The organism is Stenotrophomonas sp. AC248, assembly GCF_979258185.1.
The window spans coordinates 2,062,604-2,075,570 of record NZ_OZ409840.1; the positions used below are offsets into that span (position 1 = coordinate 2,062,604).

The 12,967-nt window shown below is 67.2% G+C and carries 13 protein-coding genes; all 13 read right to left on the minus strand.

The window, feature by feature from the left end:
* Positions 1-11 precede the first annotated feature (11 nt).
* Positions 12-1,655, minus strand: coding sequence for a flagellar basal-body MS-ring/collar protein FliF (fliF, locus tag ACZ0AE_RS09425; protein ID WP_463600911.1), 1,644 nt, complete (start codon positions 1,653-1,655; stop codon positions 12-14).
* Positions 1,656-1,667: 12 nt separating this feature from the next.
* Positions 1,668-2,030 carry a flagellar hook-basal body complex protein FliE gene (gene fliE / locus ACZ0AE_RS09430; RefSeq protein WP_038688468.1) on the minus strand — a complete coding sequence of 121 codons (363 nt, stop codon included), beginning with the start codon at positions 2,028-2,030 and terminating at the stop codon, positions 1,668-1,670.
* 338 nt (positions 2,031-2,368) lie between these two features.
* Positions 2,369-2,791: a hypothetical protein gene (locus ACZ0AE_RS09435; RefSeq protein WP_463600912.1), complete on the minus strand. Its 423-nt coding sequence runs from the start codon at positions 2,789-2,791 to the stop codon at positions 2,369-2,371.
* A 158-nt stretch (positions 2,792-2,949) separates the two neighbouring features.
* Positions 2,950-4,440 (minus strand): sigma-54 dependent transcriptional regulator, encoded by a 1,491-nt coding sequence (locus tag ACZ0AE_RS09440; protein ID WP_038688464.1) that lies wholly within the window; start codon positions 4,438-4,440, stop codon positions 2,950-2,952.
* Positions 4,437-4,814, minus strand: coding sequence for a response regulator (locus ACZ0AE_RS09445; protein ID WP_038692225.1), 378 nt, complete (start codon positions 4,812-4,814; stop codon positions 4,437-4,439). The genes ACZ0AE_RS09440 and ACZ0AE_RS09445 overlap by 4 nt, the downstream gene beginning before the upstream one ends.
* 14 nt (positions 4,815-4,828) lie before the next feature.
* Positions 4,829-6,238 carry an RNA polymerase factor sigma-54 gene (gene rpoN, locus ACZ0AE_RS09450; protein ID WP_463600913.1) on the minus strand — a complete coding sequence of 470 codons (1,410 nt, stop codon included), beginning with the start codon at positions 6,236-6,238 and terminating at the stop codon, positions 4,829-4,831.
* A 262-nt stretch (positions 6,239-6,500) separates the two neighbouring features.
* Complete coding sequence (locus ACZ0AE_RS09455; protein ID WP_038688461.1) at positions 6,501-7,133, minus strand: response regulator; 633 nt, start codon at positions 7,131-7,133, stop codon at positions 6,501-6,503.
* 118 nt (positions 7,134-7,251) lie between these two features.
* A complete protein-coding gene (locus tag ACZ0AE_RS09460) occupies positions 7,252-7,842 on the minus strand; it encodes a PilZ domain-containing protein (protein ID WP_038688459.1) in 591 nt (196 codons plus the stop codon).
* Positions 7,839-8,147, minus strand: coding sequence for a hypothetical protein (locus tag ACZ0AE_RS09465; protein ID WP_463600914.1), 309 nt, complete (start codon positions 8,145-8,147; stop codon positions 7,839-7,841). Before ACZ0AE_RS09465 ends, ACZ0AE_RS09460 begins: the two co-directional genes overlap by 4 nt.
* On the minus strand, positions 8,147-8,563 hold the full coding sequence (fliS, locus tag ACZ0AE_RS09470) for a flagellar export chaperone FliS (protein ID WP_038688455.1): 417 nt from the start codon (positions 8,561-8,563) through the stop codon (positions 8,147-8,149). The genes ACZ0AE_RS09465 and fliS overlap by 1 nt, the downstream gene beginning before the upstream one ends.
* Positions 8,564-8,696: 133 nt before the next feature.
* Positions 8,697-10,079 carry a flagellar filament capping protein FliD gene (gene fliD, locus ACZ0AE_RS09475; protein WP_447593482.1) on the minus strand — a complete coding sequence of 461 codons (1,383 nt, stop codon included), beginning with the start codon at positions 10,077-10,079 and terminating at the stop codon, positions 8,697-8,699.
* A gap of 450 nt (positions 10,080-10,529) precedes the next feature.
* Entirely contained in the window at positions 10,530-11,702 is a 1,173-nt protein-coding gene (locus ACZ0AE_RS09480; RefSeq protein ID WP_463600915.1) for a flagellin, read from the minus strand.
* A 79-nt stretch (positions 11,703-11,781) separates the two neighbouring features.
* Positions 11,782-12,939, minus strand: coding sequence for a flagellin (locus ACZ0AE_RS09485; RefSeq protein WP_137189427.1), 1,158 nt, complete (start codon positions 12,937-12,939; stop codon positions 11,782-11,784).
* Between the last annotated feature and the right edge of the window lie 28 nt (positions 12,940-12,967).

The following is a 12,967-nucleotide window of genomic DNA, read 5'->3' on the forward strand; positions in this document are numbered from 1 at the left end:
CAGTGGTGGCGTCAGTCATTGGCCACCCAGCCCTTGACCACCTGGGCCACGCGCTTGGAATCGGTCTTTACAGCTTCACGCGCCATGCGCAGTCGTTCCTCGTAGGAGTCCACCGGCAGTGCCAGGGTTTCATGTCCGGCCGCGTTCAGGCGTTCGCTGCCCAGCGCGGGCAGGCCTTCGCCATCGTCGACCAGCTGTACGTCGGCACTGTGCGGTTCCAGTGCGTCGTCGCTGTCTTTCTTGTTCTGGCCGGTGATCGAGCGCAGCGCCGGGCGCAGCACGCCGAACACCAGGGCCAGCACCACGATCGCGCCGAGCAGCAGACGCAGGGCGTCCTGCACCTGCGGCAGCTCCCACCACTTGGGCCCTTCGACCGGGGTGACTTCACGCACGAACGGGGCATTCATCACCGACACCGTGTCGCCACGTTCGGCATCGAAGCCGACCGCCTGCTTGACCAGGGCCTCGACGCGGGTCAGCTCGGCCGCCGACAGTGCCTGCTCGGTGGTCTTGCCGTTGGCGCCGGCTCGCGGCACGTTGTCCACCAGCACCGCCACCGACACGCGCTTGATGCGGCCCGCCGGCTGGCGGGTGTGCTGCAGGGTACGGTCCAGCTCGTAGTTGCGGGTGGCGTTCTTCGAGGTTTCGGTCGGGGCGGCGGCGGTGGCCGGCGCGGCGGCCGGGCCGGGCGGGGTGTTGCTGGCTGCACCGGGCACGCCCTGCGGGCCGGGCACGTTGCTGCTGTTCTCGCTCATCTGCTCGCTGCGCAGCTTCTGCGGCTCGCCGTTGTACAGCTCACGGGCTTCCTCGATGACCGAGAAGTCCATGTCCACGCTGGTTTCCGGATTGACCCGGCCCGGGCCGGTCATCGGTTCCAGCAGTTCGCGGATGCGCTGGTTGAACGAAGTTTCCTGGCGGCGCACCTGTTCGAACTGCGCGGCGTTCATCGCCGCATCGCTGTTGGGATCGGACACGCTCAGCATGCGCCCGCTCTGGTCCACCACGGTCACGCGCTCGGGAGCCAGGTCGGGAATGCTGGCGGCCACCATGTGCACGATGGCATCGATCTGGCCGCGTTCCAGCTGCTGGCCACCGCGCAGTTCCAGCACCACCGAGGCACTGGCCACGTCACGCTGGCGGGTGAAGGCGCTGGGCTTGGGAATGGCCAGGTGCACGCGCGAATCGCGCACCGGGCGCAGCGTGTTGATGGTGCGCGACAGCTCGGTTTCCAGCGAATGCTGGTAGCGGGCGTTTTCCATGAACTGGCTGACGCCGAAGCCCGGATCACGCTCCATCAGCTCGAAACCGAGCCGGCCACTGTCGGTCAGGCCCGAGCCGGCCAGCTTCAGGCGGGCGTCGTGCAGGTTCTTTTCCGGCACGGTGATGCCACCGGTGGCCGGGTCCAGTTCGAACGGAATCTGCGCGGTGCGCAGCAGGTCGGTGGCTTCGGCGGTGGCCTTCTGGTCCAGGCCGGTGTACAGCGGCACCATGCCCGGCTTCTGCGACCAGAAGAACACGAACAGACCTGCCGCCACGGCCACGGCGATCATCGCCATCAGTCCGAGCCGACGGGTGATCTGCAGGCTTTGCAGCCGGTCGAACCACTGCCCAGCCTTTTCGGTGTTCAGCGATTCTTTGGAGAGCGACAGGGCCATGCGTTTCTATCCTTACAGCGGCATGTTCATCACGTCCTGGTAAGCCTGGACGAGACGGTTACGGACTTCCACGGTGGCGCGGAAGGCGATCTGGGACTGCTGCGAGGCGACCATTACCTTGGCAAGGTCGGCACCGGGTTCACCCAGTTCGAAGGCCTTGGCCAATGCGCCGGACTTCTGCTGGGCATCGTTGACGCCGGCAATGGCGCCGCGCAGGGTTTCGGTGAAGCTCGGACCCTGCACTTCCTGGGGGGAGACAAGGCCCTGGATGGCATTGTTCTTCGGCGCCTCCGTCAGCGGGCTGACGGCGGACTGCCCCATCTGGGTCTGGAAGGAGCGGATCTGGGAAAGGACGGAGGTGACGGAGTGCGACATCTGGAACGTTCCGAAGCTGGGATGGGGTTTCGGGTGAATACGTTGCAAGTGGCGTGCCGAAACCGTTTACCGGTTCAGTTTTGTTGGTGGCACAAGGGCTTGCGCCTTCACGCGGCGAGGGCGGGTGGAGCGGCCGGTCGCGTTGCGCGACGGAATGTTGCTGCGGCGCGTTGACGCGGCGCGGGTGTCGGGGCGCCGGCGTCGGAAAACCGGCGGGGTGTCGTGCAGCCACCCATGGGGTGGCTCTACCGGGCGGTGTACCGGCTGTGCGGCCGCCCATGGAACGGTATCGGGGGTAGAGCCACCCCATGGGTGGCTGCTCTTCTGTGGCTGCTCTTCTAGGGCGTCAGCGTCCAGCGGCCGCTGTTCTGGCGGCGGGCCGGGGGAATGGGACCGGCGTGCTGGGTGAAGACGAACATGCCCTCGCTGTCGGTCAGGCAGGTGAGCAGCAGGGTGTAGGCGGCGGTGCCGCCCGGGAAGGCTTCGCGCATCCGGATTTCACCGAGGTGCGGGGCATGGCGCTGGTATCGGTAGCTACCCTGCACGCGCACCGGGGTGCCAAGGATGTCGAGCACGTATTGGTCGGCCGCGAAATTCACCTGCACCATCCGCCCAGCGTTGGGGTTGTCGGGGCGATAGAGCGGATCGCTGATATTGATGAACTGGCGCGCGTCGAGCGTGGTCGGCAAGGTGCAGGCCGGGGTGGCCAGGCAGGTGGTGGGCAGCAGGGCCAGGAAGAGCAACGCGGGGAACAGGCGCATCGGATGACCTCCAAGGGATGTGCCTTTGATGCTAGTCAGTGCATGGCGCGTGTCTGTAGGAAACGTTGCAATCTGTCTGCCGGCCGTTGCCGCGAACGCCACAACGACAAAGCCCGGGACAGGCCCGGGCTTCTGCGTCATTCCAACGTGCGGTCGGCTCAACCGGCCAGTTCGGCCTGGTCGCGCTCGATCCCGTACTTGCGCAGCTTTTCCACCAGCGTGGTGCGGCGCAGGCCAAGCAGCTGGGCGGCATGGGCGACCACGCCCTGGGTGCGTTCCAGTGCTTCGTTGATCAGGTTCAACTCGATGTTGGCCATGTGGTTGCGCAGGTCCAGGCCGGCGTCGGGCAGGGCCGGGGCGCGGGCGGCCGGACCGGCGTCCGCGGCGGCACCGGTGCCCGGCGTCGGCACGTGGAAGGAAAAGCTGCGCAGGTCCAGACGCTCGTCGGCGACTGGCGCCGGGGCCACCACGGGCGCCGGTACGCTGGCGCTGAAATCGCCGCGATAGCGTGCCGGCAGGTCCTGCACGCGCACGGTGCCGCCGGGGTGCAGCACGGCCAGGCGCTCGACCAGGTTGGTCAGTTCGCGCACGTTGCCGGGCCACTCGTAGCTGGCCAGCGCCTGCAGGGCTTCGGCGCTGAAGCGCACTTCGCCGCGACCGGTGCGCGCCAGCTGCGCGGCAATGGTGGTCACCAGCGCCGGCAGGTCTTCGCTGCGCTCGCGCAGCGCCGGCACGTCGATCGGGAACACGTTGAGGCGGTAGAACAGATCCTCGCGGAACTTGCCGTCGGCAATGCGCGATTCCAGGTCGCGGTGGGTAGCGGCAATCACGCGCACGTTGCAGCGGATCGTCTGGTTGCCACCCACGCGCTCGAAGCTGCGCTCCTGCAGCACGCGCAGCAGCTTGACCTGCATCGGCAGGCTCATGTCGCCGATTTCATCCAACAGCAGGGTGCCGCCCTCGGCCATTTCGAAGCGGCCCTTGCGGGCGCTCAGTGCACCGGTAAAGGCGCCCTTTTCGTGACCGAACAGCTCGCTCTCCAGCAGCTCGGCCGGGATCGCACCGCAGTTGATCGCCACGAACGGGCCATCACGGCGCGGCGAGCGCTGGTGGATCGAGCGCGACACCACTTCCTTGCCGGTGCCCGATTCGCCCAGCACCAGTACGGTGGTGTCGAACGCGGCCACCTGTTCGATCATCAGGCGCAGGGCGCTTACCGCCGCACCTTCGCCGGTGGGCCCCTGTTCCTGCACGGCACCGGCCTGGTGCTCGGCATCCAGCCGCTTCAGGCTGGCGCGGCGCAGCAGGGCTTCCATCTGGGCGTGGCGCAGCGGCGCTTCCAGCGGCCACACGTTGGCTTCATGCAGGCCATGCTGCTGGGCGAAGCGCGGGGCGTCGCCGTCGATCAGCATCACCGGCGGCGGCAGGGCGCCCTGGCCGGCCCAGGCAAACAGCGCATCGCTGCGCGCACCGGCTTCCAGGCCGCCGATGATCACGGCCATCCAGTCGGTGGAGCGCTGGCGGGTGATGTCGAAATCGGCCGCGTCGGCCACCCAGCGCGGGTTGAAGTCCATGAATTCGAGCAGGGCGACGGTGCGCTCGGCACGCACCGCGTCGCTGTCCAGTACCAGGATGCGCGACTCACTCATGATCCATTCCCCTTCAGACCTTCCAGGATCGGCATGACCTCCTGGATGTAGGACAGCTTGCTGACGAAGTTGTCGGCGCCAGCGCGCAGGGCGTGCTCGCGGTGCTCGACGTCGTCGAAGTGGCTGGCGATGACGATGTACGGGGCGTCGTCCTGCGACTTGATCAGGCGGGTGGCCTGCAGGCCGCCCATTTCGGGCATCGCCAGGTCCATCAGCACCACTTGCGGGCGCAGCGTTTCCGAGCGTTCGATGGCTTCCAGGCCGTTGGCGGCGCTGCCGATCACGTCCAGCCAGTCGACCTTGCGGAAGTGGCGCATGGCGGCGTTGATGAAGCCCTCGTGGTCGTCGACCAGCAGGACGGTGAGCTTGTTCATGTCTTCCATTTCCTTCAGCCCACCCGGGCCAGTTGCGGGGTCCTGGCATTGATCCGGCGGCGTTCACGCGCCGGGGCGATGTCCAGTTGTTCGCGGTATTTTGCAACGGTACGGCGGGCGATGTTCACCCCCTGGCGCGACAGCAGGCCGGCGATGGCCTCGTCGGCCAGCGGGCGGCCGGCCGGTTCGGCGTCGATCAGGCGGCGCACCATGGCCTTGACGGCCTGGCCGGAGACGCTGGCGCCTTCCAGCCGCACGGCGAAGAAGTGCTTCAGTTCCAGGGTGCCGCGCGGTGTCTGCAGGTACTTGCCGGTGGTGATGCGCGACACGGTCGATTCGTGCATGCCGATCGCATCGGCTACTTCCTTCAGGGTCAGCGGTGCCATGGCCTCTTCACCGCGGGTAAGGAAGCCGGCCTGGCGCTCGATGATCACCCGGGTGGTGCGCAGCAGGGTGTCATAGCGCATCGACAGGCCCCGGGTGAGCCAGCGTGCTTCCTGCAGCATGTCGCGCAGCGGCTGGGCCGCCTCGCCGGCATCGGCCAGCGCGTGCTCGTAGCTGGGGTTGATGCTCAGGCGACGGCTGGTGGCCGGGTTCAACGCCACGCGCCACTGGTTGTCGGCGTGCCAGGCGATGACGTCGGGGATGACCACGCCGTTGTCGTCTGGGCGCAGGCTGTCGCCCGGGCGCGGCTGCAGCGACAGGATCAGCCGAACGGCTTCATGGATGTCGGCCACTTCGGCATCGAGCTGGCGGGCCAGGGCGATGTAGTCGTGCGCGGCCAGGCTTTCCAGCCCCTCGTCGAGCACGCGCTGGGCCAGGTGGCGGGCCGGGACGCGGCCGGGCAGGGCGCGTAGCTGCACGCTCAGGCATTCATGCAGGTCGCAGGCGGCCAGGCCGGCCGGGTCGCCGTGCAGGATCTGCTGGCGGACCGCTTCGACGCCGGCGGCGTCCACATCGTGATGGGCGCTGGCCAGCAGTTGCAGCTGGGCCAGCGGCGCATCCAGGTAACCGGCGTCGTCGCAGTGCTCCAGCCAGAAGCTGGCGACGGCCAGTTCGCGTGCGTCCAGCTCCAGGGTCAGGCGCTGCAGGGCGCGCAGGTGCGGGTCGCTGGATTCGTCGGCGGCAATCCGCTGCATGCGGTCATCGTCGCCGTCCTGCCAGCTGGCGCCGGGCACGTCCCACATCGCGCTTTCGGGCAGTTCGTCGAACGCGGCCACTTCCTGCACGGTGGTGGTGTCGCTGGTGTCGACCGCGGGCGCTTCGGGCGCCTCTTCGATCTCCAGCAGCGGATTGGTCTCCAGGGCGCGGCGGATTTCCAGCTCCAGCTGCATGCCGTCCAGCTGCAGCAGTCGGATCGACTGCAGCAGTTGCGGCGTGAGGTGGAGCTGCTGACCCAGCTGGGTCGACATCGTCGGCTTCATGTGTATTCCCCATCGCACCGACTCCCCGGCGCGTTATGGAACACATCTTGCTTGTGTTATCCCGACACCGTAATCAGGGGGTTCCCTAGTGCTGTCGTCAGGTTCCTGACAGTGAGTCAGGAAAATCCCTACACCAGCGCGGAAAATTGACGCCGCCTGCGGCTGGAACCCCTGTATCTGGTGACCCGGGCGGCCCGGTGCCGTTCAAAATCCCGTCGCCACCCCGCCTGAAGGCTTCAGGCTGCCGGAGAACCGGCGCGGCTCATTCCAGTTCGTGCTGGTGGCGCGCGGCGAGCAGCAGCAGATCATTGGCGCGGCGGCAGCCCAGCGACTCCATCATGCGCGCGCGGTGGGTTTCCACGGTCTTGACGCTGATGCCGAGGTCGGCGGCGATTTCCTTGTTGCTTTCGCCGCGGCCGATCTGGCGCAGGATCTCGCGCTGGCGGGGCGACAGCGCGGCCACGCCCACCGGCTTTTCCTTGCCCAGCATGGGCGCCAGCATCTTGGCCGAGATCTGTGGGCTCAGGAACACCTGGCCGGCATGGGCGGCCAGCAGCGCCAGTTCCAGCTCCTGCGGGGCCGCGTCCTTGACGACGAAGCCGACCGCGCCACGGTCCAGCGCATCGCGCACGTGCACCGCGTCGTCGTGCATGGTCATCATCACCACCCGGGTGCCGGGGGCGCGCAGCAGAATGTCGCTCAGTGCTTCAAGCCCGGTACGGCCCGGCAGCGACAGGTCCATCAGGATGACATCGGGGCTGTGCTGGATGGCCATCTGCAGCGCCTGTTCGGCATTGCTGGCATCGGCGACCACCTCGACATTGGCAAAGCCCTGGAGCAGGCGGCTGAGGCCGGCGCGGACCAGGGTGTGATCGTCGACGATGAGAACGCGCACAGGCAGGCTTGGGGGGATGTGAAGAAGACGGCCACCTTAACGGAGTGGCGGCCTACCGCCAAGCCGAACCCGTCACGGTGTGGGCTGCCGGCCGCCGGCCGGCACCCGTCAGTCCCGGTCAGGGGCGTCGATCGGCCAACCGCGCCTGGGCGATCTGGCGCCGGTGCAGGCGGAACAGGTGCCGTTCCAGCGCCATTTCCAGCGCATCGCTCATCGGCTCGAAGCGCAGCCAGAGGAAGTGCGCGCCGGCGCCGGTAGCCGCTTCGGCCAGCACGGCGACCGGCAGGTCGATATGGTCGGGCAGCCAGTCGCAGGGCTGCAGCCGGATCACGCCCAGGCTGCCGGCGGCCGCACCGCTGCGCGCGCCCTGTTCCAGCCGGATGCCCCGGCGCGACCAGCGCAGCGGGCGCAGGTCCAGGTCCTGGGCGCTCTGCCGCACCAGCCGGCCCAGCAGCACCATGGTCAGGTCCAGCTTGGCCTCCAGCCGCTGCATCTGCGCCGTGGATTCGCCGCGATCGTCGTGGCCGTCGTCGCTGCGTGCATCTTCCACCAGCGCCACGCTGCGCAGCAGGGTTTCGGCACTGCCGGGGCGTATCACCGCACTGCCCAGGCGGAACTCGGCGGGCAGTGCCACCTCGCAGCTCAACGTTTCATCGAACAGCTCGCTTTCGGCCGGATGATGGATGGCCGCGGGGCGCGCGTCGTTCATGCCAGCGACTCCGCAGTGAGGTAGGCGTGCGCCGCCCGGTTGGCGTTGGCGCCGTTGCGCAGGTGGCGGCCGGCCTCGTCGCGCTGGCTCATCATCATCACCATGATCCGCTGCTGGCGGCCTTCCAGGGCACTCAGGCCGGGCACATCGTCAAGGGCACCGGGCTGGGCCAGGAACCGCGCCTGGTTGACGTGCAGCGTATCCAGACAGTCGCTGGCACGCTCGTGGTCATCGGCCAGCAGCGCGGTTTCCAGCGTGTCCAGCTCGGTGTTGAGGTCGGCCAGGGTGAGCAGGGGGGTGGCCATTACAGCGCGGCCTGGGCAGGCACGCGCTGGTCGCGCGGAATCGCGTTCCAGGCGGCGTCGATTTCGCCCAGCAGCTCCAGCGATTCGCGCAGGGCTTCGGGGTCGTTGTGCAGGTTGGCTTCGGTCAGCCGCTGCATCACATAGTCATACAGCGCCGACAGATTGCCGGCGATCTCGCCGCCGGCCTCGTGGTCGAGCGAGCCGTTGAGGTGGCCCACGATCGCGCAGACTTCGCCGATCGCCTTGCCCTTGCGGGCCTGGTCGCCGCCTTCCAGGCAGGCCTGGGCCAGGCGGACGCGTTCCAGCGCGCCGGCCAGGAGCAGGGCGACCAGCTTGTGCGGATCGGCATCGGTGATCGCGCTCTGTACGCCGACCTGCCGGTACTGCTCGGTGAATTGACGGTTCGAACCGTACATCAATCATGTCTCCTTCGTGCGGGGCCGCGTGCCTCGCGAGGTCTGCGGCACCGGGGGTGGAGCCTGCGTTGTTACTGCGTCGGTACCTGTATCGGCAGCGTGCGCGATTAACTTGAGCACGCTGCCGTAGGGATCAACCGGCCAGCTGGCTGAGCTGCGCGCTCAGCGAGGAGGTGGTCTGGCTGAGCTTGCCCATCAACGTATCCAGGGCCAGGAACTGCTTCTTGTAGCGCTCTTCGACACCGGCCATGCGCACGTCCAGGGCCTTGCGGCGCTTGTCGATGTCGGTGAGGGTGGCATTGATGCTCTTGGTGCGCGAAACGAACGCGCCTTCCTTGCCCACGGTGGTGCTGGTGTAGCCATCCACCATGGCAAACAGTTTGGCGGCCGCGCCGTCGTCACCGGTCAGGGCTTCCCGCACGGCGCCGGCCTTGTTGACCAGGGCCGCTTCAAACTTGGTGCCATCCAGCACCAGGCTGCCATCGGCATTGGGGTAGGCGCGGGTCTGCAGCCCCAGCGTCTTGGGGTCCAGGCCGGCTGCGGCCAGGTCCTTGAGCACGCCGCCCATCATCGCGCGCAGCTGGCTGGACGCGCCGCGCATCTGCGCATCGCCGGTCAGCGACGACGGCTCCTTGTTCTCGATGTCGTACTTGGTCGCGGTGTTGATCGCGCTGATCGCGCCGTTGTAGGCGGTCACGAAGTCCTGCATGACCTTGCGTGCGGCGGCCACGTCGGTGCTGACGGTGACGGTGCTCTTGCCCTTGGCCTTCAGGTTCAGTGTCAGGCCCGGCACCACGTCGGTGACGGTGTTCTCGCTGGCCACCACTTCCACGCCATCGATGGTCAGCTTGGCATCGGCCGCCGGGGTGCGCTCGGACAGGCTGGCCGCCAGGGCGGTCAGGTCGGCATTGCCGGCGCCTGCGCTGAGCTTGATGGCGTTGGCGGTGCCGGCCTTTTCCTGCGAGATCGACAGGAACTGGTTGTCGCCCGAGGCGATCAGGGTGGACTGCACGCCCAGGCTGCGGCCGGCCTTCTCGATCTTGGTGCGGATCGAGGAGAGGGTGTCATCGGCCTCGACCTGGATTTCCAGCGTCTTTTTCTTGTCGCCCACGCCAACGTCCAGCGTCAGGGTTCCGGCGCCGAAGGTCTTGGTCTTGGGCACCGAGGTGTCGGCGATCCATTTGTTGGCCGTGGCCAGCTGGGTGACGTCGATCTCGTGGCTGCCGGTTGCCGCGGCGTTGGTGCTGCTGACGGTCAGGATCTCCTCGGTGCCGGCCTTGGTCGCACTGACCAGGCGGGCATCGAACGCGGTGGAGGCCTTGAGCGCCTTGAGCGAGGTGGTCAGCAGGTCGAACGCGGACTTGACCGTGCCCACCGCCGACAGCTGCATCTTGGCCTTGGACTGCTGCAGGTTGAGTGCGTTGTCCGCCGGCTTGCGGTCGGCCGCGACCAGGCTGGCCACCATGCCGGAAATATCCAGTCCGGAACCGATGCCACCATAACCAAAGTCAGCCACGTTGTTTCTCCTGTCTGTGAGCCGCCGCGGGGGTGCCGCGTGGCCGTGCTGTCAACGAATGTAGCGGCCGTAGCCGCCGGGTCTTTAGAACCACGTTGATGCAGGAGTTGTGCCACTGGCTCGGCGCGGAAGAATGGCACGCGCTTTGCAGGGGTATCCGGGCGGGACGCAGTACGGTCCGGCCGGGGGTCTGTAAAAAACCCTCCTCCAATGTAGAGGAGGGCTCAGGCTACTGAAAAAGCGGGGGGAGACGAAGCCACCCGGGATGTTCAGTCAAACTAACAGCGCTGATAACGGTTCTGCCGCAGGGGCGGGCCATGGCCACGGGGATGTGGCTGCCGGGAGAGAGAGTCCGGCCCATGGCCATGGCCCGTTCCTGCGTGACGTTTGAACGGATGTTTCGGGCGTTGCCCGCGCCGCCGGCGGTTGCCGGCGGCGTGGACGCGTGGATCAGCGCAGCAGGCTGAGCACGTTCTGCGGCACCTGGTTGGCCTGGGCCAGCATGGCCGTACCGGCCTGCTGCAGGATCTGGGTGCGGGTCAGCTCTGCGGTTTCCTTGGCGAAGTCGGTATCGCGGATGCGACTACGCGAGGCCGACAGGTTCTCCGTGGAGGTCTGCAGGTTGGCAACGACCGAAGTGAAGCGGTTCTGGATGGCACCGAGGTCGGCGCGGGTGTTGTTGATCGCACCCAGGGCCTTGTCGACGATTTCCAGGGCCTGCTGTGCACCCTTTACGGTGGACACGTCGATCGCATCGGCGAACTGCTTGGTGCCCAGGGTCACGGTGCCTGCGCCAGCGACGTCGGTGGTGAAGACCTTGGCCACGCCGTCCTTGTCGACGCTGTCCTTGACCGAAGTCAGGGTCACGGCGCCGGCCGCATCGGCTTCGGCGTAGACGCCGGTTTCGCCGATCTTGGCATTGATGTGGGTAGCCAGCGCCTTGCCGGCGGCCACTTCGTTCTCGGCGCCGGTGCCGACGCTCTTCATGTCCAGCTTGTCGAACTTGACTTCAGTGCCCTTGCTGTCGGTGATGCTGAAGGCAGCGATCGCCACATCGGTGTCGGCCACGCCGGTCACCTTAGCAACCGTGGCGGTGGCGAACTGCGCGCCGCCCAGGGCGTTGGTCTTGGCGTCCACCACCTTGTCGATGGCAATGGCCTGGCCGGCGTTGGCGCCGACCTGGAACAGCTGGCTGGAGAACGAACCGTCCAGCAGCTTGGTGCCGTTGAAGTCGGACTGCTTGGCGACGCGGTCGATTTCGCTGACCAGCTGGGTCACTTCGGCCTGCAGCGCCTTGCGGTCGCTGGCCGAGTTGGTGGCGTTGGAGGCCTGCACCGACAGTTCGCGGACGCGCTGCAGGTTGTTGCCGATTTCGGTCAGAGAGCCTTCGGCGACCTGGGCCAGCGAAATGCCGTCGTTGGCATTGCGGATGGCCACGTCGGTGCCGCGGATCTGGGTACCGAAGCGCTCGGAGATGGCCAGGCCAGCCGCATCGTCCTTGGCGCTGTTGATGCGCGAACCCGACGACAGGCGCTGGATGGTGGTGGCCAGCGAGCTGCCGGAGGTGCTCAGGTTACGCTGAGCATTCAACGACATCGTGTTGGTGTTGATGACTTGTGCCATGGGATTTCCTTCGGGCGTACGTGGAGCGTGGTGCGGTGGAAGCGGCGCCGGTTGCCCGGCGCCTTCGGATCACACGGGATCAGCGCAGCAGGCTGAGCACGTTCTGCGGCACCTGGTTGGCCTGGGCCAGCATGGCCGTACCGGCCTGCTGCAGGATCTGGGTGCGGGTCAGCTCTGCGGTTTCCTTGGCGAAGTCGGTATCGCGGATACGGCTACGCGAGGCCGACAGGTTCTCCGTGGAGGTCTGCAGGTTGGCAACGACCGAGGTGAAGCGGTTCTGCACGGCGCCCAGGTCGGCGCGGGTGTTGTTGATCGAGCTCAGGGCGTTGTCGACCAGCGACAGGGCCTTCTGCGCACCGGTCACCGTGGACACGTCCAGGTTGGCGACGTTGGCGGTGGTGACAGCGGCATCGGCCGTCTGCGCAAAGCCGGCCGCGCCGGTCAGGGTGATGTCAGCGTCGGCCATTGCCACGCCGTCCTTGACCTGGGTGACCACGATCTTGCCGGTGTCATCCAGCTCTGCCAGCACGCCGGTTTCGCCGAGCTTGGAGTTGATGGCGGTGACGGCAGCCTTGTTCTGATCGGCAACGGTGGCGCCGCTCTTCAGTTCGATCTTGTCCAGCGTGACGGTGGCCGAACCGACCTTGATGGTGCCGGTCAGGGTGGCATCGGCGGTCAGGGCGGCCGTCGCATCAGCCACCTTGCCGGTAGCGAAGGTCGACGTGCCCAGCTTGGCGGTCGTGGCATCGACGATCTTGTCGATGGCGATCGCCTGGCCGGCGTTGGCGCCCACCTGGAACAGCTGGCTGGAGAACGAACCGTCCAGCAGCTTGGTGCCGTTGAAGTCGGACTGCTTGGCGACGCGATCGATTTCGCTGACCAGCTGGGTCACTTCGGCCTGCAGGGCCTTGCGGTCACTGGCCGAGTTGGTGGCGTTGGACGACTGCACGGCCAGTTCGCGGACGCGCTGCAGGTTGTTGCCGATTTCGGTCAGCGAACCTTCGGCGACCTGGGCCAGCGAGATGCCGTCGTTGGCATTGCGGATGGCCACGTCGGTGCCGCGGATCTGGGTGCCGAAACGCTCGGAGATGGCCAGGCCAGCTGCGTCGTCCTTGGCGCTGTTGATGCGCGAACCCGACGACAGGCGCTGGATGGTGGTGGCCAGCGAGCTGCCGCTGGTGCTCAGGTTACGCTGAGCATTCAACGACATCGTGTTGGTGTTGATGACTTGTGCCATGGAAGTTCCTTCAGGCGTGGGTGGAGCG

Coding starts and splice junctions, on each gene's coding strand:
- fliF (WP_463600911.1), bottom strand. CDS start 1,655: ATGGCCCTGTCGCTCTCCAAAGAATCGCTGAACACCGAAAAGGCTGGG.
- fliE (WP_038688468.1), bottom strand. CDS start 2,030: ATGTCGCACTCCGTCACCTCCGTCCTTTCCCAGATCCGCTCCTTCCAG.
- ACZ0AE_RS09435 (WP_463600912.1), bottom strand. CDS start 2,791: ATGCGCCTGTTCCCCGCGTTGCTCTTCCTGGCCCTGCTGCCCACCACC.
- ACZ0AE_RS09440 (WP_038688464.1), bottom strand. CDS start 4,440: ATGAGTGAGTCGCGCATCCTGGTACTGGACAGCGACGCGGTGCGTGCC.
- ACZ0AE_RS09445 (WP_038692225.1), bottom strand. CDS start 4,814: ATGAACAAGCTCACCGTCCTGCTGGTCGACGACCACGAGGGCTTCATC.
- rpoN (WP_463600913.1), bottom strand. CDS start 6,238: ATGAAGCCGACGATGTCGACCCAGCTGGGTCAGCAGCTCCACCTCACG.
- ACZ0AE_RS09460 (WP_038688459.1), bottom strand. CDS start 7,842: ATGAACGACGCGCGCCCCGCGGCCATCCATCATCCGGCCGAAAGCGAG.
- ACZ0AE_RS09465 (WP_463600914.1), bottom strand. CDS start 8,147: ATGGCCACCCCCCTGCTCACCCTGGCCGACCTCAACACCGAGCTGGAC.
- fliS (WP_038688455.1), bottom strand. CDS start 8,563: ATGTACGGTTCGAACCGTCAATTCACCGAGCAGTACCGGCAGGTCGGC.
- ACZ0AE_RS09480 (WP_463600915.1), bottom strand. CDS start 11,702: ATGGCACAAGTCATCAACACCAACACGATGTCGTTGAATGCTCAGCGT.
- ACZ0AE_RS09485 (WP_137189427.1), bottom strand. CDS start 12,939: ATGGCACAAGTCATCAACACCAACACGATGTCGTTGAATGCTCAGCGT.